21 protein-coding genes are annotated in these 18,987 nt (G+C 29.4%); 7 read left to right on the top strand and 14 right to left on the bottom strand.

The window, feature by feature from the left end:
- Positions 1 to 14: 14 nt before the first annotated feature.
- From CAMP18497_RS05705 to CAMP18497_RS05645, 13 genes are read right to left on the bottom strand one after another with little or no spacing between them, the layout of a single operon-like run.
- Positions 15 to 1,808 (bottom strand): menaquinone biosynthesis decarboxylase, encoded by a 1,794-nt coding sequence (locus CAMP18497_RS05705; protein WP_337213058.1) that lies wholly within the window; start codon positions 1,806 to 1,808, stop codon positions 15 to 17.
- Positions 1,809 to 2,735, bottom strand: a complete 927-nt coding sequence (gene hemC / locus CAMP18497_RS05700) for a hydroxymethylbilane synthase (protein WP_337213056.1) — start codon at positions 2,733 to 2,735, stop codon at positions 1,809 to 1,811.
- Entirely contained in the window at positions 2,726 to 3,121 is a 396-nt protein-coding gene (locus tag CAMP18497_RS05695) for an FxsA family protein (RefSeq protein WP_263677795.1), read from the bottom strand. Before CAMP18497_RS05695 ends, hemC begins: the two co-directional genes overlap by 10 nt.
- Positions 3,118 to 4,818: a proline--tRNA ligase gene (locus CAMP18497_RS05690; RefSeq protein WP_337213111.1), complete on the bottom strand. Its 1,701-nt coding sequence runs from the start codon at positions 4,816 to 4,818 to the stop codon at positions 3,118 to 3,120. The genes CAMP18497_RS05695 and CAMP18497_RS05690 overlap by 4 nt, the downstream gene beginning before the upstream one ends.
- Positions 4,805 to 6,112, bottom strand: coding sequence for a glutamyl-tRNA reductase (hemA, locus tag CAMP18497_RS05685; protein WP_337213054.1), 1,308 nt, complete (start codon positions 6,110 to 6,112; stop codon positions 4,805 to 4,807). The genes CAMP18497_RS05690 and hemA overlap by 14 nt, the downstream gene beginning before the upstream one ends.
- Positions 6,112 to 7,005: a polyprenyl synthetase family protein gene (locus tag CAMP18497_RS05680; protein WP_337213052.1), complete on the bottom strand. Its 894-nt coding sequence runs from the start codon at positions 7,003 to 7,005 to the stop codon at positions 6,112 to 6,114. The genes hemA and CAMP18497_RS05680 overlap by 1 nt, the downstream gene beginning before the upstream one ends.
- A 47-nt stretch (positions 7,006 to 7,052) precedes the next feature.
- A complete protein-coding gene (locus CAMP18497_RS05675) occupies positions 7,053 to 7,493 on the bottom strand; it encodes an exporting protein (protein ID WP_442867791.1) in 441 nt (146 codons plus the stop codon).
- On the bottom strand, positions 7,490 to 7,753 hold the full coding sequence (locus CAMP18497_RS05670) for a DUF2018 family protein (protein ID WP_039618310.1): 264 nt from the start codon (positions 7,751 to 7,753) through the stop codon (positions 7,490 to 7,492). The genes CAMP18497_RS05675 and CAMP18497_RS05670 overlap by 4 nt, the downstream gene beginning before the upstream one ends.
- A gap of 2 nt (positions 7,754 to 7,755) precedes the next feature.
- Positions 7,756 to 8,382, bottom strand: a complete 627-nt coding sequence (locus CAMP18497_RS05665; RefSeq protein WP_337213050.1) for an HAD family hydrolase — start codon at positions 8,380 to 8,382, stop codon at positions 7,756 to 7,758.
- Entirely contained in the window at positions 8,379 to 8,711 is a 333-nt protein-coding gene (locus CAMP18497_RS05660) for a hypothetical protein (protein WP_258107332.1), read from the bottom strand. The genes CAMP18497_RS05665 and CAMP18497_RS05660 overlap by 4 nt, the downstream gene beginning before the upstream one ends.
- Positions 8,708 to 10,333 (bottom strand): cation:proton antiporter domain-containing protein, encoded by a 1,626-nt coding sequence (locus tag CAMP18497_RS05655; protein ID WP_337213048.1) that lies wholly within the window; start codon positions 10,331 to 10,333, stop codon positions 8,708 to 8,710. Before CAMP18497_RS05655 ends, CAMP18497_RS05660 begins: the two co-directional genes overlap by 4 nt.
- A 28-nt stretch (positions 10,334 to 10,361) precedes the next feature.
- Positions 10,362 to 10,736, bottom strand: a complete 375-nt coding sequence (locus CAMP18497_RS05650) for a heat shock protein transcriptional repressor HspR (RefSeq protein WP_039668403.1) — start codon at positions 10,734 to 10,736, stop codon at positions 10,362 to 10,364.
- Positions 10,737 to 10,748: 12 nt separating this feature from the next.
- A complete protein-coding gene (locus CAMP18497_RS05645) occupies positions 10,749 to 11,630 on the bottom strand; it encodes a J domain-containing protein (RefSeq protein ID WP_337213046.1) in 882 nt (293 codons plus the stop codon).
- A gap of 149 nt (positions 11,631 to 11,779) precedes the next feature.
- Here CAMP18497_RS05645 and CAMP18497_RS05640 point away from each other — a divergent pair, with 149 nt between their 5' ends.
- From CAMP18497_RS05640 to CAMP18497_RS05610, 7 genes are all read left to right on the top strand, one after another.
- Positions 11,780 to 13,198, top strand: a complete 1,419-nt coding sequence (locus CAMP18497_RS05640; RefSeq protein WP_337213044.1) for a DegQ family serine endoprotease — start codon at positions 11,780 to 11,782, stop codon at positions 13,196 to 13,198.
- A gap of 12 nt (positions 13,199 to 13,210) precedes the next feature.
- On the top strand, positions 13,211 to 13,885 hold the full coding sequence (locus CAMP18497_RS05635) for a response regulator transcription factor (RefSeq protein WP_039626094.1): 675 nt from the start codon (positions 13,211 to 13,213) through the stop codon (positions 13,883 to 13,885).
- A complete protein-coding gene (locus CAMP18497_RS05630; protein ID WP_337213042.1) occupies positions 13,882 to 15,123 on the top strand; it encodes an ArsS family sensor histidine kinase in 1,242 nt (413 codons plus the stop codon). Before CAMP18497_RS05635 ends, CAMP18497_RS05630 begins: the two co-directional genes overlap by 4 nt.
- 7 nt (positions 15,124 to 15,130) lie before the next feature.
- Positions 15,131 to 17,152 (top strand): ATP-dependent helicase, encoded by a 2,022-nt coding sequence (locus CAMP18497_RS05625; RefSeq protein WP_337213040.1) that lies wholly within the window; start codon positions 15,131 to 15,133, stop codon positions 17,150 to 17,152.
- A gap of 60 nt (positions 17,153 to 17,212) precedes the next feature.
- On the top strand, positions 17,213 to 17,737 hold the full coding sequence (gene tpx, locus CAMP18497_RS05620; protein ID WP_337213038.1) for a thiol peroxidase: 525 nt from the start codon (positions 17,213 to 17,215) through the stop codon (positions 17,735 to 17,737).
- A gap of 260 nt (positions 17,738 to 17,997) precedes the next feature.
- A complete protein-coding gene (locus tag CAMP18497_RS05615; protein WP_337213036.1) occupies positions 17,998 to 18,369 on the top strand; it encodes a Crp/Fnr family transcriptional regulator in 372 nt (123 codons plus the stop codon).
- Between the two features lie 44 nt (positions 18,370 to 18,413).
- Positions 18,414 to 18,614, top strand: a complete 201-nt coding sequence (locus CAMP18497_RS05610) for a YgaP family membrane protein (protein ID WP_012661495.1) — start codon at positions 18,414 to 18,416, stop codon at positions 18,612 to 18,614.
- On the opposite strand, the gene msrA is transcribed toward CAMP18497_RS05610, so the two are convergent.
- On the bottom strand, positions 18,611 to 18,987 hold a 377-nt coding region (gene msrA / locus CAMP18497_RS05605; RefSeq protein WP_337213034.1), incomplete at its 5' end, for a peptide-methionine (S)-S-oxide reductase MsrA. The genes CAMP18497_RS05610 and msrA overlap by 4 nt on opposite strands.

Genomic DNA, 18,987 nt, shown 5'->3' with positions numbered 1-18,987 from the left:
CAAAAAGCTTAAAATTAAAAAATTTCAAACTTTTTGAATAATTTTTCATCATTTGGAAGTAAATTTCTTGTAATAAGTCTATCTATGACTTCTTTAGAGCAATTTGTCATTAAAGGCCATTCTTTATGATAATCTTCTAATGATCCTTTATTTGTTGCATCAATCGCAACGCAATCTTTTTTGATAAATATATCTCTTTTTGCATCGATATTATTCACCACACGCCAAATTAACATATAAGGATTTTCTAAAATAGCATCTGTATCTAAGAAAACTAAAATTCTAAAATGTTTTTTATAAGTTTGTAGTTTTTCAAAAATTTGAGTAATTTTTTCTTTTTTATCAATCAAAATCACACAAACTGGAGCAAAGGTTTGGGTGTAAAATTGCTTTAATTTTAAAATACTTTGATCTTTTTCTTTAAAAAGTGAAAGTAAAGCTTCATTGCTTAGAATTTCAAGTTCAACTTTTTTCTCATCACCACACGCATCAAGTCCTGCTTTACCACCATAGCAATAAGTGCTTGAAGCATGATCAAGTTGATCGCAAATTCCTTCACTAATGAGCAATTTTTCTTCATCAAAGCGGTTGAGTATATAAGGTATGAGTTTGTCATAATCTTGCAAACAAGGTGCATTTTCATCAACAAAAATAGCATGTTTTACAAAACTCATTTGCCCTACACCCCAAAAAGTATGCATGACTTGTTTTGCATGAGCTGGGTATTTTGCTTCTATTTTAGCCAAGATTAGATTATGAAAAACTCCATTTTCAGGCATATTATAATCTATCAAATCAGGAGCATTTGTTTGAAGTAAAGGTAAAAAAACTCTTTCTGTACCAAGCCCCATGTATTTATCTTCTAAAGGTGGTTTCCCTACAACGGTAGCTTGATAAATCGCATTTTTTTTAGCAAAGATTTTTTCTACTTTTAAAATAGGACAAAGCTCAACCGGAGTGTAAAAACCTGTATGATCTCCAAAAGGACCCTCAGGTGCAAATTCATTTGGATCTACAAAACCCTCAATTACAAAATCACTATCATAAGGCACATAAAGATGATTGCTTTTGCATTTTGCCAAAATGGCAGGTTTTTTCTTGATAAAACCATAAAGTAAAAGTTCGAAAATTCCTTTTGGTAAAGGTGCTTGGGCACACCAAATATATAAAGGATCTCCACCTATGGCTATACTTACTGGCATTTTTTGATTTGCTTTTTTATATTCATGGAAAAAATGGCTTGCATCTTTATGAATTTGCCAATGCATAAGCAAGGTTTTTTCATCAACTACTTGTAAACGATACATTCCAAGATTATTTTGTTTTCCATCTAAGCTTTGAGTATAAACTTGTCCCATAGTGATAAAAGGCGCAGCGTCTTTTTCCCAAGTTTTTAAAATAGGCATATCATATAAAGAATTTAAGCTTTTGTAGTTAAATTCTCCATCTTTTTTAATGCGTTTTGGTGGGATATTTTTTAAATCAAGTAAGGTTTTGAAAAAATTTAATTTTGCACCAAAGCTTTGAGGTATATGCATTTTAAGTAAAGAGCTAATTTCTTTAGCCACGTCTTCATAGTCTTTTTCAAATGCTAAATTTAAAGCTTTTTCATTACAAAAAGTATTTAAAAGAACAGGATAATCGTATTTTTTACCATTTTTTACTGCATTAGTAAAAAGTAAGGCTTTTGAATCTTCTTTTTTAACTTCTATATAAGCTAAATGTGCCATTTCAAGATCAACATCAACAGGCTCATGAATGGTTTTTAATAAATTATTTTTTTCTAAAAGCTCTATGAATTTTTGCATTTATATCATACTCTCTGCTTCTTTTAAAATTTCTTTTGCACCTTTTGCTATCATTTCTTTAGCTAAAAGCTCGCCTGCATTAGTGTAATCTTGTTTATCAATTACTCTTTTTTCTTTGAGAATTTTACTTGCATCAGGTAAGCCTACTATGGCGCGAATTTCTATTTTTTCATCAATGATTTTTGCATTAATTCCTATAGGTACTTGGCAGCCACCTTCTAGAGTTTTTATAAAATCTCTTTCTATATGGGTTTCTATGAAGGTATTTTCATCATTTAAGCATTCAAGATATTTTAAAATTTGCTTATCATTAATGCTTTCTATACCTAAGGCTCCTTGAGAAGCTGCGGGTATCATCTCATCAAGCTCAAAAGCTCTAATGTATTTTATTTCTTTATCCAAACCTAAGCGTTTAATACCAGCTAAAGCTAAAATAATAGCGTCAAATTCTTTGGCTTTAAGTTTTTCTAAGCGCGAGTTGATATTGCCTCTTAGAGAAATGATATTTAAATCAGGTCTTAGTGCTAAAAGCTGCATTCTTCTTCTAAGGCTTGTAGTGCCTACTTTTGCACCTTTTGGGAGAGCATTTAAGCTTTCATAATACTCACTTAAAAAAGCATCATTTACCACTTCTCTTTTTGAAATAGCAGCTAAAACTAAGCCATCAGGAAAGAAGCTTGGCACATCTTTTAAGCTATGCACAGCTAAGTGTGAATCACCTCTTAACATACTTTCTTCAAGTTCTTTTGTAAAAAGTCCTTTTCCACCTATTTTAGCCAAAGGTGAATCAAGTAAAACATCACCTTTAGTTTTAAAACCCTCTAAAGAAATTTCTAAATCAGAATGTGTTTGTAATAATTTATTTTTTATATACTCACTTTGCCATAATGCAAGTTGGCTTTTTCTTGTTGCGATGATTAATTGCATTTTTTATGCTCCTGTATGATTTCTACATCTATGATTTCTTCTTCATTATTTGTTTGATGATATTTTCTTTTTTGTTTTGTAAAAAGTTTTAGCACCATCATAAAAAATAAAAGCAAAATTCCTAAAAATGTACTTAAAATTCCTGGTATTAAAAGTAAAATTCCTACTATAGTTAAGGAAAATAATTTAATCATACCAAATAAATTCGTATTAGTATTTTGCATAGTAATGAGATTTGTCCAAGTCTTTGCTAAAAACATTGCTCCTAAAAACATACTTGCAAAAACTATCATAAAAAAATTTAAAAAACCAAAAAAGGCTATAAATAAAATACTAGCAATTAATTCTAAAATCAAAAATGCACTTAAATTTGTTTTTGCTATCATAGAATTTTCTCTAAGTGTGAAATTACTTCTTGGGTTTTTAAAACTTGTTTTTCTAAGGTATTTCTATGGATTAACTCTACTTCATTATTTTCTAAGCCTTTGCCTATAACTAAAGCATAAGGAAAGCCCATTAATTCAAAATCATTAATCTTTACACCAAAACGCTCATTTCTATCATCAAATAAAATCTCTTTATCATTAAAATGAGTATAAATTTGCTCAGCAAATTCCATAGCTTTTGTATCTTTTATATTAGAAACGATGATATCTAAAACAAAAGGAGCTAAAGTTTTATTCCAAATACAACCTTTTTCATCATGGTTTGCTTCTATGGCAACCGCAACCAAACGACTAACACCCATACCATAACAACCCATAGTGAAAAATTGAGCTTTACCATTTTCATCTAAATAGCTTGCATTCATTGCTTTTGAGTATTTATTTCCAAGTTTAAAAATATGCCCTACTTCAATACCTTTGCTTTGCTTAAGCTTGTGTTGGCATTTTGGACAAAGATCATGCTCTTTAACTGCCGCAAGATCTTTAAAGCGTTCTTTATTTAAATTTACAACATTGATTCCGACTAAATGATAATCTTTTTTATTTGCTCCAATAATCATATTTGTTTCATTTTCAAGCTCATGGTCAATATAAAAATCAACTCCATTTAATCCTACAAAGCCGATAAATCCTGGCACTAAACCTGCTTTTTCTAATTCTTCTTCACTTGCATCAACTAATTCTAGTGCATTTGCTGTATTTAGTGCTTTAACTTCTTGTAATTCATCATCACCGCGTATAAAAAATACTACAATTTTTTCTTCATTTTCATAAATAGCTTTTTTAGCAATAGCTTTGATAGTATAGTAAGGATTAATTTTAAAAAATTCCGCTAATTCTTCTATAGTTTTTACATTTGGAGTGTGAAATTGTGTAGCAAAATCAGCTTCTGGCCTTTCATCTTCACAACTTTTTTTAGCTCTTTTTGCTGCTTCGATATTTGCAGCATAATCACAATGCTCACATAATAATATATCATCCTCACCATTTTTAGCCAAAACCATAAATTCTTTTGAACCACTGCCGCCAATAGCCCCACTATCGGCTTCAACAGCTCTAAATTCAAGCCCTAATCTTGTAAGAATTTTACTATAAGTTTCATGCATAAGATTAAATTCTTTGTCTAAATCAGCTTCACTACTATGAAAACTATAACCATCTTTCATTAAAAATTCTCTACATCTTAAAAGTCCAAATCTAGGTCTAGCTTCATCTCTAAATTTAAGTCCTATTTGATATAAATGTAAAGGAAGTTGTTTATAAGAATTTATTTTATTTCTTACCAAAGCTACCATAGCTTCTTCATGAGTTGGCCCTAAGACAAAATCATTTTCTTTTCTATCTTTAAAGCGTAAAAGCTCTTTACCAAAAACATTAAATCTCCCACTTTCTTTCCAAAGTTCTGCTGGAGTATTAAAACTTAAATTTACTTCTAAAGCCCCTGCTTTATCCATTTCCTCTTTGATGATATTTTTAATCTTATCTAAAACTCTTTTTCCTAAAGGTAAAAAATTATACAAACCACTTCCAATTTGTTCTACAAAGGCACCTTTAACTAAAAATATATGACTTGGTAAAGTAGCGTCTTTTGGATTTTCTTTTGTACTTATGGCATAAAATTTACTAAATTTCATGATTATTCTCCAAATTAAATTCACATTTATAAAGGTTTAAACCTTCCATATTTTCATTTTTTAAATCAAATACATAACGCATAGCATTAACTACTGAATCATTTTGCATAGTTCCACTTAGTTTTTTTAAATTTACACTTGGATGATGTAAAAATGCATTCATTACTTGTCTTATAAGCTTTCTTGCTTCTTCATGGTTTGAGTGTTTTAAATATCCTTTATCTATAGCCTTTTGTAATTGTTCTTTGGCAATTTTATCAGCTTGTAAACGTAGTTGTTTCACTAAAGGCAGGGTTGCTAGTTTGCTTAGATGTTGAAAAAATTCATTTGTCATAGTTCCTACTATAGAATAGGCAATTTGAGCTTGGTGTTCTCTTAGAGTTAAATTTTTTCTTACAACTTCTTCTAAATCATCAACAGCATAGACTATATTTTTTTCATTTGCTTTTACATCAATATCCCTAGGCACTGCTATATCAAAAAAATATCTTTTATAATCTTTTTCTTCTAATAAATCATTAGTTATGATAGCATGCGGAGCATTTGTGGCACTAAAAAATATCTCATATTGATTTAATGCTTCTTTTAAATTTGCAATACTTTCACAACTTGCATTTTCACCCAAATCCTCACAAAGCTTTTGGGCATTTTGTATATCTCTATTTAATATCAATACTTTAGCCTTAGCATTTAACAAATGCTTACAGGCTAGCTCACTCATTTCCCCTGCACCTACTATAACAGCAGTTTTATTTTCTAAATTTAGGAGTTCTTTGGCTTTTGCTACTGCTACTGAAGCAACTGAAATAGGATTTTTAGAAATTTCAGTTTGATTTCTAACATTTGCTGCACATTTAAAAGCATAATGCACCGCTCTAGTTAAATGCACACCACATCTTTGTTCTTGCAGGGCAAATTTATAAGCATCTTTTAATTGTCCAGCAATTTGTGTTTCACCAATAACCAAGCTATCAAGTGAGCTTGCCACAGAAAATAAATGATGGATGGCTCCGCTATCTTCGTAAAAATCAGCCTTAGTGCTTAAATTTTCTTTATCAACCCCACAAAGCAAACTGAGCGTTCTTAAAATATGCTTATTAATGCCTTCAATCTCTCCAACAAAAAGAAAAATTTCAACCCTATTGCAAGTGCTAAGTGCTAAGCTTTCTAAAATTTTATTATTAGTATGGATTAACTTTAGCAGTTCTCTTTTTTTGTTTTCATTAGAAAAGGAAAGTTTTTCTCTAGTAGCAATATCTGTATTTTTATGTGTAAAACTGATACAATAATAATGCATTAAAATTCCCTTTCTATCATACTTTTAATAATATCTTCTAAGTCTTTTATATTGTATTTTTCTATGGCTTTTAAAGCATTATTTGCATAAGTATTTAATTCTTGACCAACTTGATTAAAAATTTCATATTCTTGCATTTTATTTTTAATCCAAGTAAGCTCATCTATACTTAAATCTTTCTTGTAATAAGACTTAAGTATTTCTTGATCTTGTGGATTTGATTTTTCATATAAATACATATAAGCAAGAGTGGTTTTACCTTCTTTAAAATCATTCATAGCAGGTTTACCCAAGGTTTGTTTATCACCTTTGATATCTAAAATATCATCTACAATTTGAAAAGCCAAACCTAAGTTTTTGCCATATTCTGCAAAATCATCTTCATTTAAATTAGCAAGTATTGCCCCACATCTTGCACTAGCTTCGATTAAAACGGCTGTTTTGTTATATATCATTTGTAAATAAGCATTTTTATCAGTATTGAAAGTTTCGCTTAAATTTACATCCATTAATTCACCAACAGAAAGCATAACAACAGCATTAGAAATGATTTTTGCTAATTTTAAATCTATTAAAGAAAGCTCATAAAAGGCTTTTGAGTATAAAATATCTCCAAGCATGATAGCATTTTTAGCTCCAAATTGCGCATTGATAGACTTTACCCCTCTTCTTAATTTTGCCTCGTCAATCACATCATCATGCAATAAGCTTGCAGCATGAATTAACTCTATAATAGCACAGATTTTATAGCTAATATCACTTTCCCCAGCTATTTTTAAAAGTAGTTTTGAGCGTAATTTTTTACCACCTTGAAGTTTTGAACTCATGGTTAAAATAGGCTCATAATTTAATTCAGATAAAAATTCATGCATATATTGATCGATCTTTTGCACTATGCTTTCCTTAGTTTTCTTATAATTGTATTTTATTAAATTTTACTTTAGTTTTGGTTAAGACTAGCTTTTCTAGGGTCTAAAAATTCCACTTCTAATCTTTTATCTCTATCTTCTATATATACAGTAAAAATAGCTTCGCCTTTTTTAAAATCACTAAATTCAAGTATTAATCTTGCTCTATCTATATGAGGATTTTTATAATCAGGCACTAAGGTTTGATCTACCCAGTTTAAATTTCTTCTTAAAGACATTACAAATTGCCTAGGGTATTTTTTATACTTTGAATGAACAATGATATTGGTTTGATCAAATAAAGTCCATGAAAAGTCAAAATAATAAATCTCATCAGGATAGTCAATTTCTTTTATTTTTACACTTGCTTTTTCATCTTTACTTAAGGTAAATTTATAAGTATAATCAAAAAATACTTCAGCCTTTAAAAAATTAAGTATCAAAAATAAAGATAAAAATAAACGCAAAATCAACCCTCATGCCCTAAAATTTCAGCGCTTAATCCTATGTAAAAATCATTTTTTCTCTCATCTATTAAGAGTGAATTTTCCATTTGAAATTGCGCTACATCGCTTTCATTTAAATTATTTTTTTCTAAAAGCTCTATCATAGCGATATGATCGGCTAGTAATTTTTCTAAAACATTTTCTAATGCACCTAAATTTGCATATTTTATTGTTTCGATAAATTTTTCTTTAGGGCTTTTTGCAAACATTTCATCAAATATATCCATTTTTAACCTTTTATGTGAGTTTGAATTTTTTCTATTAAAGTAGTTTTATCGTTAGCTTCATCTAAGTCTTTAATTTCTTTTTGCCAAGAAATATGTATATAATCCATCTTAGCATTTTTAGCACAAAGTCTGTCTTTTAAGCTATCGCCTATGAAAATACTTTTTTCATATTTTGCTTCATCTGCGATTAATCTTAACATAATAGGATCAGGCTTAGCTTCTATACCATAACTAACACCTAGTATTTTGTCAAAATATGAAAGAATGTTTTGTTTTTTTAAAATAGGTACCAAGCTTTCTTGAGGTGCATTAGTAGCTATAGCCAGATAACAATCATTTTTTTTACAAAATTCCAAAACCTCAAGCACACCATCAAAAAGCACCACGCTTTGATCATAATGCTTGATAAAATACTTCTCATAACCTTCTTTAAAGCTAGTATGTGAGTAAGTATCAACCCCATAAAAAATCTTAGCATAATTTTGCCCAGGAGTGTTGATAGTATCTAAAATAAACTCTCTTTTTAAAGGTTCTAAATTTAAATCCGCTCTTATCTCATTTACTGCACATACTATAGCATTAGCACTATCTATAAGCGTGCCATCCATATCAAAAATTACATTTATCAATATTCATCCTTAAATTTAATTTTATGTTTGTCTTTTTTATAACTTTGATTATTTTTTAGCTTATATAAGGCATTGGCTTTTGAAGCTAAGGTTTTTTGGTCTAAACTTTCATCTAAACACTCATTTACAAAAATCTCTAAAGCCTTAGTATAAGTAGAATCTAAAAACACCGCTTGAATTTTCTCAAAGATTTTAGCATTTTTTTGCATTCTTTCTCTAAAAAGAGTTAAATCAAAATCTTCCCTTTTTAAAGCACTCACAGCAGAATTAGTAAATTTTTCTAAAGCTCTTACGTATTTAACTCTCAAAGCTTTTTCATCATTTTTCATTCTGCTGCACTTGTATTAATTCTACATTGTAATGCTTCTTGTACTAAATTTCTAGCTATTGAAGCTTCAGCATCTACAATGTGTAAATGTTTATCAGTATGTGGGAAAATGATCTTAGCACCCGTACCACTTGTCTTTAAAACTGTTTGTATAGGTTTGTTAAAACCAGAAAGCACTTGATAGAGCATATCAAGTTTAGCTTCATTGCTTATAGTTATAATAGCAACTGAACATTCTTCTATATTAGCTACCTTTAGTGTTTCTACTTGCGCTACACTAGCAAAAAAAACATTCTCATTTCTGCTACGCCCAAGTTCAACCAAATTTAAATCACTTTCTAAAACTAGATATGGAATACCTGTTTTTTTAATCTTTTGCACTACTTCTTGACCTAATCTTGCATAACCAAAAATGATAAAATGATCTTTCATTTTTTGATCGCATAAATAAAATTTAGCCATATCATTTTGCTCACCTTCGGCTGCGTTGGCTATTTTTCTAAGATTATTTAAAATAAAAGGCGTCGCAACCATAGTGATAATAGAAACTATAATGAAAATTTGTGCTGTTTTTTCATCTATAAGTGAATTTACTTGCATTAGCGAAAATACTGCTAGTGCAAATTCTCCAATTTGAGAAATACTCAAAGCAGTTTTTAAAGCTACTCTTTTTCTCGTATAAAGGATTAAAAGACCATAAATTACTACAAATTTTATTAATAACACCAAGCTTACAAAAACAAAAATCAAAAACCAATTTTCAAAAACTATGTGAAAATCAATTTGCAAGCCAACACTAATAAAGAAAAATCCTAAAAGTAAATCCCTAAAAGGAACTAAATCTGCTTCTATTTTATGTTTATACTTAGTTTCAGCTATCAAAGCTCCAGCTATGAATGCCCCAAGTGAATATGAAAAACCAAAAGAATGTGCTAAAAAGCTTGCTCCTATTACGGTAAAAAGAATGGTAGCAATAAAAATTTCATTTGCATTAGTCTTAATGATAAATTTTAAAACATAAGTAAAAAGGTATTTGCCTATAAAATAAAGCAAAACAAGTAAAATCACAGCACTAACTAAGGTTGTAAATAAAAGCTTTGAAATATCAGCGTTTTGAGAGCTAAATATATCAATCATTAACAGTAGTGGTATTACAGCAATATCTTGAAAAAGCAAAATTCCCAAAGCTTTTCTGCCATATTCTTCATTGATATCGCCACTATCATTAAGTATTTTTAAAACTATAGCAGTGGATGATAAAGCTAGAGCAAAACCTGCTATCATTGCTATATGGTTTGCTATACCTAAAATATAAGTTACAAGCAAAGTACAAACCAAGCCACAAGTTAGCATTTGCAAACTTCCATTTAAAAACACTTCTTTTTTCATTGCTAAAAGGTGTTTAAATGAAAATTCAAGCCCTATGGTAAACATTAAAAAAACTATACCAAACTCAGCCACATGGATAATGATTTCATTCGTGCTAAAACCATAAAATTCGCGCACAAATAAACCTGTGGCTATATAGCCTATAATGGTTGGAATTCCAAATTTTTTAAGTATAACATTAAGTACGACAGCAACTGCTACTGCAGTTAAAAATAAAGTTATAAAAGCATCCACTCACCAACCTTTTTTTTGTAATGTTATATTATTTTATTTTTTCTAAAAAAATTAAGTCAAAATTACTTCTGTGTTTGACCACTGCTCTTGATTTTGAAGGATTATCTCTTCTATCAAGTTCTAATCTTAATTCTTCAATGGTATTTTCAAACTCATCGATTTTTGTTTTTAGCTTTAAAATCACATCAACACCAGCTAAATTAACCCCAAGATCTCTTGTTAAGCGTAAAATCATTTTGATTCTATCTATATCTTTTTGAGAATATAGTCTCATTTTGCCATCAGTTCTACTTGGCTCAACCAAACCTTCTTTTTCATATTGTCTTAGAGTTTGTGGGTGTATGCTTAAAACTTTTGCAACAACGCTTATAAGATACACCGGTTCATCATAACTATGCTCCATTGCATACTCCTTTTAAGGTAATTTTTCTTCTAAAATTTTTACAAATTCAGGATCAAGACTATTAATATCAGGTATTTTTACATTTAAAATTAAATACATATCTCCATAAAGGTCTGTTTTTCTATTTTGCACTCCATAGCCTTTAAGTCTGATTTTTTGATTGTTTTTAGAATTTGGCGGTATAGTGATTTTAACTTCTTTTCTTGGAGTATGCACGCTGATTTTATCTCCAAAAAGTGCTGTTTTTAAGCTAATTTCAACCTTTTTGTATAAATCATCATCTTCTCTTTCGTATTCATCACTTTTTTCAAGTTCAACTTTTAAAATCAAATCTCCTTTTTGCCCTTGAAAGCTTTTTCCCTTACCTCGTATGCGTAGCTTTTCGCCATCTTTTATGCCATGTGGAATTTTGATTTTAACTTGTTCGTTATTGATATTTATAGTATGTTCACCACCTAAAATTCCTTTTTCAAAAGGAATTTTAACACTTGCTTGCAAGTCTAAATCCTCTTCAAAGCCCCCAAAGCCCCCAAAGCCCCCAAAACCACTTCTAAAATTATTACTAGAGCTAAAGCCTCTACCAAATCCCCCAAAGCCTCCGCCAAAAATATTATTCAAAATATCATTGATATCAGCTCCGCCTGCATTTCTTGAAAAATCATGAAAACTTTGCCCACCAAACATAGAATCACCATATCTATCATATTGAGCTCTTTTTTTCTCATCACTTAAAATCTCATAAGCGGCGTTGATTTCTTTAAATTTTTCCTCAGCACCTGCTTCTTTATTGATATCTGGATGATATTGTCTTGCTAATTTTCTATAAGCTTTTTTTATCTCATCTGCGCTAGCATTTTGCGAAACACCTAGTGTTTCATATAAACTATTACTCATTTATTATCCCTTATTTTTTATAAGATTATATCATAAACTTTAGTCTTAGTCAATCAACTTTTATAAGTTTTAAAACTAAAGGTTTTATTTACAATTGTGTAAAAATAAAATTTTATACTTGCATAAATTGATTTTACAAAGGATAATACATGAAAAAAACTATGATTCTTTCTTTGGCATTAGCAACTAGTCTTTTTAGTGCTAGTATTGATTTTAAACAAGCAGATGATAATGTAAAAAGATCTTTACCAACTGATAATCAAAATACTATACTCTCTTATCATGATTCTATACAAAAAGTTAAAAATTCAGTTGTGAATATTTCAACTTCTAAAACCGTTCAAAGTAATTCTTTTGGGATTGATGATTTTTTCAATGATCCTTATTTTAAACAATTTTTTGGTTTTGATTTTCCACAAGCTCCAAAAAGTAAAAAGAATAAAAAAGAAGTAGTAAGTTCACTTGGATCTGGTGTAATTATCTCAAGTGATGGCTATATTATAACAAATAATCATGTTATAGAAGGTGCTGAAAAAATCACTGTAAATTTACCTGATTCAAGTACTGAATATAAAGCTAAATTAATTGGCGCTGATCCTAAAACAGATTTAGCAGTGATAAAAATAGAAGCAAAAAACTTACCTGCTGCGGTTTTTGCGGATTCGGATAAATTATTAGAAGGCGATGTTGTATTTGCTCTAGGCAATCCTTTTGGTGTTGGAAGTAGCGTTACAAGTGGGATTATTTCGGCCTTAAATAAAAACAATATAGGTCTAAATCAATATGAAAATTTCATCCAAACTGATGCTTCTATTAATCCTGGAAATTCAGGCGGAGCTTTGGTGGATAGCAGAGGAGCTTTAGTTGGGATAAATTCAGCCATACTTTCAAGAAGTGGTGGAAATAATGGCATAGGCTTTGCAATCCCTTCTAATATGGCAAAATCTATTGCACAAAAACTTATCGAGCATGGAAAAATAGAAAGAGGATATTTAGGTGTAGTTATAGGAGCTTTAACTCAAGATATTAAAAAAGCTTATACTAATCAAGAAGGAGCTTTAATAACAGAAGTTCAAAAAGATTCAGCAGCTTATAATGCAGGGCTAAAAAGAGGAGATTTGATTATAAAAGTAGATAAAACTGTGATTAAAAGCCCTATGGATTTAAAAAATTATATAGGAAGTATTGACCCAAAACAAGCTATAGAAGTAACTTATGAAAGAGATAATAAAATCAAAACAGCTAAATTTATGCTAAAAACAGATGAAAAATCGCTACAATATGAAAAAGGTTATATTGATGGTTTAAAATTAGTAGAGCTTGATTCTAAAAATAAACAACAATACCGCATACCTGAAAATATTAGTGGTATTTTAATCACTGAAGTTACTCCAAAATCAAAAGCAGAAAAAATAGGCTTTGAGCAAGGTGATATTATCATAGGTATTGATCAATATGAAGTTTCAAATTTTAAAGAATTATCTAAGGCTTTAGAATTAAATAAAGGCAAAGAATATGTTAAAATTTGGATTAATAGAGGCGGTATGGTTAGAGCTTTACTTTTTTAAGAAAGGAAAAAAATGACAAATATTTTAATGATAGAAGATGATTTAGAATTAGCAGAGATTATAGCTGAATATTTAGAGCAATTTGATATGAAAGTAGATATTGCTCATGAACCTTATATAGGTCTTTCAAGACTTGCTTTAAATCCTTATGATTTAATCATTTTGGATTTAAGCTTGCCTGGGCTTGATGGACTTGAAGTGTGTGAAGAAATTCGTAAAAAATATGATACACCTATTATCATTTCAAGTGCAAGACATGATATTAGTGATAAGGTTGCTGCGCTTGATTTGGGTGCTGATGATTATTTGCCAAAACCATACAATCCTCAAGAGCTTCAAGCAAGGATTAAAAGTCATTTAAGAAGAATTTCAAACACCAAAACCGCTCAAGCTCAAGTTAAAAAAGATCTTGTATATGATAAATACAAACATACTATCACTATGAAAGATCAAGAGATTAGCTTTACTAATGCTGAATTTGATATTTTAAGTTATTTGATTAAAAAAGAAGGTGGAGTGGTAAGCCGTGAAGAACTTGTGTATAATTGTAGCTCTATTAGTGAAGACTCTAGCAATAAAAGCATAGATGTAATCATTAGCAGAATCAGACAAAAAATCGGAGATGATCCTAAAACTCCAAAATATATTCATTCAATTAGAGGTATAGGATATAAATTAACTCAATGAATAAATCATCAATTTTTTATACTATAACCTTTGTTTTTTTACTTGCTAGTGTTAGTGTAATTTTGGCATTTTTATGGCTTATAAAATATGATCAACAAAATTACACTAATGAGCTTAATGCGAAATATTCTTTTATAGCTAATGCAAGATTATTGTATTTTAATCATGTAATTAGCGAAAAAGAATTTTATGAGCAAACAAAAAATTACAAGATGATAGAACTAACCGCGCCATCTTCTATAAGAAAAATCATCTATAAGGCTGAAACCATAGCACGCGCTCAAACTAGCACGGGTGTGGTTGAAATCATTACTTTAGAAGATAATGTGTATTTAAAAATCATTTTTGATGGTAAGCTTTATTTGTATAAAGATTTAGAATATCAAGGTTATCGTTATTTTGTGATTAAGCTTATTGCTAGTATAGTGGTAATGGTTTTATTGATTTTATATATTTTTATCATTAGAAAATTAAAACCACTTAGAGCTTTAAAAAGACAAATAGATAAATTTGGCGAAAACAAACTCAATGAAATTCAAAATGTCAGTAAAGGTAATGATGAAATTTCTCAAGTAGCAACAGCCTTTTATGAGTCTATTTTAAGAATTCAAAAACTAAACACTTCAAGGCAATTTTTCTTAAGAAATATTATGCATGAGTTAAAAACCCCCATTACTAAAGGTTTAATTACTTTAGAAATGCTTGAAGATAGCAAATATAAAGAAAGATTAGTAGGCGCTTTTAATCGTTTGGAAATTTTGATTAATGAATTTGCAGCCATTGAGCAAATTACTTCAGGTGCTGGTTTAATTAATTTAAAAAAATACAATATCTTAGATCTTTTAGATGAAGCTAAAGATATAGCTATGAGTGATGATGAAAAAGTAAAAATTAGCATAAAAGAAAGTTTTAGCGTTAATGTGGATTTTAAACTTTTTACTACTGCGATGAAAAATATGATAGATAATGCGACAAAATATTCTGATGAAAATTGCGTTACTATAGAAATAACTAAAGATTATCTTTGCTTTAAAAACAAAGGAAAAGCTTTAGATAAAGACTTAAAATACTATACTCAAGCCTTTACGCAAGGTAAAAAAAATAAAGATAGTTTTGGACTTGGATTATATATTGTTAAGACTATTTTAGATTCTCATAAACTTACGCTTTATTATGAATATAAAGATAGTATCAATCATTTTTATTTTAATGATATACAAAATATAATTTTAAACTAGGAAGCTCATGCCCTTATCGCGTTTAAATGAAGAACAATACAAAGCTGCTAGTGCTCCTTTTGGACACAATCTAATCATAGCAAGTGCAGGCACAGGTAAAACTTCAACCATAGTTGCAAGAATAGCCTTTTTGCTTCAAAATGGTATAAAGCCTGAAAAAATTATGCTTTTAACCTTTACAAACAAAGCTAGTAAAGAAATGATAGAAAGACTTAGTAGGTATTTTGATAAAAGCATTACTTCAAAAATCACAGCAGGAACTTTTCATAGCACTGCTTATTCTCTGCTTAAAGAATTAAATCATGATATTATTTTAAAACCTGCAAGTGAGCTTAAAATTCTTTTACGTTCCATTTTTGAAAAACGCACTTTTCACCATCTAAGTGATACTAAACCTTATATGCCAAGTTATTTGTATGATGTGTATTCTTTATTTCAAAATACTAATGCAAATTTAGATGAATTTTATAATTGGTTTTGTCAAAATTATGATGAACAAGCTGTTTATGCTGAAATTTATGAGGATATTTTAAAAGAATACGAAGAAGAAAAAGCACGTTTTAACTATGTGGATTTTAATGATTTATTGATCAAATTAAAACATGTTTTAGTTTCACATCATTTTGAATTTGATGAGATTTTAGTAGATGAGTACCAAGATACTAATACTTTACAAGGTTCATTAATTGATGCTTTTAAAAGCAAAAGTTTATTTTGTGTGGGTGATTATGATCAAAGTATCTATGCTTTTAATGGAGCTGATATTTCTATTATAGGAAGTTTTAAAGATAGATTTATCGATGCAAATATTTTTACTTTAAATAAAAACTATCGCTCTAGTAAAAATATACTTGCACTAGCTAATAAGGTTATTTTAAACAATGAAAGATTATATCCTAAAGAATTGATTGTAACTAGGGAAGGAGATTTTAAAGCACCAAGTTTGCTAACTTTTAATGAATTATTTGATCAATACTCTACCATAGCAAAAATAATCTTACAAAGCGGGGTTAATCTTGATGAAATCGCTGTTATTTTTAGAAACAATTCTAGTGCAGATGGAGTAGAGGTTGCCTTAAGAGAACTTGGTATAGCAAGCAAAAGAAAAGGTGGGGGAAGCTTTTTTGAAAGCTTGGAAGTTAAAAACTTTTGTTCTATGCTTGCAATCGTGCTTAATCCAAAAGATATCATGGCTTTTATACATTTACTTGAATACACCAAAGGAGTTGGTGGGGTTTTAGCAAAAGATATTTTTGACGCTTTATTAAAATTAGGACATTCTAGTTTGATTAAAGGTTTTTTAAATCCTGATAGTAGTGTGAGTTTAAAAAAATACAAAAAACAAAGTTACCAACTAGGACTTTTTGATGATATTGAGGAGTTAGCCTCGCCTTCAAGATTTAACCTAGAAAGCGAATTTAACACCCACCCTATTTTAAGCCTTCCTAAAATCAACGAGCTTTGTGCGAAAAATCTTGAAAAAATTTATCTTTTTATTAAAAAAGCAAGCGAGTGTAAGGTTTCAACCCAGCTTGTAAATTTGATCTTAGAAAATGATTATTTTAAAGAAATTTGTGATATTTTAGCAACTAAAAGAGCGACTAATAAAAACTCCAATGTTGATTTAAATAAAAAAAATGAAATTTTAGAAAAGATCAACGCAAAAATGTTTGTATTAAAAGAACTTGCTAAAAATTACAGTGATAATTATAAATATTATAATTTTCTTACTCTTGGTGCTAGTGAAATGAGTAGTGGTAGTGGGGTTAATCTTTTAAGTATACATGCAAGTAAGGGGCTTGAGTTTGAACTTGTATTTGTAATTGATCTTGCACAAGGAAGATTTCCTAATCAAAAACTCATGAGCATGGGTGGAAGTTTGGAAGAAGAAAGAAGGCTTTTTTATGTAGCTGTAACTAGAGCTAAGGATACTTTATACTTAAGCTATGCAAAATATGACAAGATTAAAAAAAGCAATTATCAACCTTCGTGTTTTCTAATCGAAGCAGGTATGTGCAAAGAAGAATAAAAATAAGACTTTATTAATCTTTTTATATTATGATTAATAAAAATCATTCAAGGAGAAAAAATGAATAGTGTATTATTCAAAGGAAATAAAGTAAATTTAAAAGGAAATAACATCCAAGTTGGCGATACGGCTCCAAATATCACCTTAAAAGCTAAAGATCTTTCAGGTGTTGAAATTGCTCCAAAAGGCAAAACTCAAATTATTATCAGCGTACCAAGCCTTGATACTCCAGTATGTGCAACTGAAGCTAGAGAATTTAATAAAAAAGCAGCAGCAAGCGGTGTAGAAGTAATCGTAGTTAGTATGGACTTACCATTTGCTATGGGTCGTTTTTGCTCAACTGAAGGTATAGATAATTTAACTGTTGCAAGTGATTTTGTTTCTAGAGAATTTGGTGAAAAATATGGTGTTTTAATGGCTGATGGTCCACTTGAGGGAATTTTAGCTAGAGCAGTGTTTGTAGTTAAAGATGGTGTGGTTGCTTATAAAGAATTAGTAAATGAAGTAACAGAACTTCCAAATATGCAAGCTCTAGAAAGCTTCTTTAGTCAAAGTTGTGGATGTGGTGGTTGTGGTTGCCACTAAAATTTAAAAGCCTTTTATAGGCTTTTAAAACTTAAAAACATGGAAAATTTTCTTTCTCGTTTTGAAATAGAAAAACAAGATCTCAAACTTATACAAGAGCACTTACAAATAATAAGCATTGAAAAGGACTTTAAGGTCAATGATAATATAAAATTTTAAAAGGCGAGCTTAGAGCTTTTATTCTAACTCCAAACGCAAAAGAAATAACACTTTTTCACCTTAAAGAAAATGATGAATGTGTTATTTGCTCTGAGTGTAATATGGATGGCATATCTTATGATGTTTTTATACAAAGTACTCAAAATACAAGTATAGCCATCATCCCCTCATCGATTTTTCAAATTTTAAAAGAAAAATACCCAAAAATTAATGATTATGTTTTAAGTTTAATCACTAAGCGTTTTAACACCTTAATCAAAGTTTTAGAACAAGCTTTATTTATGCCTTTATCTTCTAGAATTTGTGATTTTTTAAAAGAAAATGCTAGTAATAATACTTTAAAAATTACCCATGAAGCTTTAGCTAATCACTTAGGAAGCGCTAGAGAAGCTGTTTCAAGAATTTTAAAAGAATTAGAAAAAGAAGGTAAAATCAAACTTGAAAGATCTAAAATAATACTAATTTCTTTGTAACTTTATCACAGAAATACTTATAATATCAACAAAAAGGAGAAATTATGAGTAAATTAGAAAGAGTGCTAAGAATAGCTTTAGCCATAGTGGCGTTTTCTTTAGGAGTTTATTTTTCAACTTGGTGGGGATTATTGGGTTTAATTCCTTTATTAACGGGTATTTTTGCTGTTTGTCCTATAAGAGTGCTTAGTGGAAAACAAGCTTGTCCACTTGGGGTTTGCCCTATTTCTAAAAAGAAAAATTAGGAATAATTTACTAGTTTTTCTAGCTTTGGTGTAATGACAAATCTACAATAAGCTTGGCTGGGATTATTTTTAAAATATTTTTGATGATAATCCTCAGCCTTATAAAATTTTTCTAATTTTAAAACTTGTGTAACTATGGCTTTAGCGTAATATTTTTGTACTTTTTGTAAAAAATCACTAATGGTTTTTAACTCCTCATTAGTTTGATAAAAAATAACTGATCTATATTGTATCCCCTTATCAGCACCTTGTTTATCTAGGCTTGTTGGATCGTGCATTTTGAGAAAAATTTCTAAGATTTTTTCTAATGAAATTTGTTTTTCATCATAAATTATCTTAGCTACTTCTATATTCCCATCACCATTTACCACGC

Source organism: Campylobacter sp. W0066.1, from assembly GCF_024723635.1.
In the GTDB taxonomy this organism is placed as follows: Bacteria; Campylobacterota; Campylobacteria; order Campylobacterales; family Campylobacteraceae; genus Campylobacter_D; species Campylobacter_D lari_C.
This window is presented reverse-complemented; position numbering and strand designations above follow the sequence as displayed.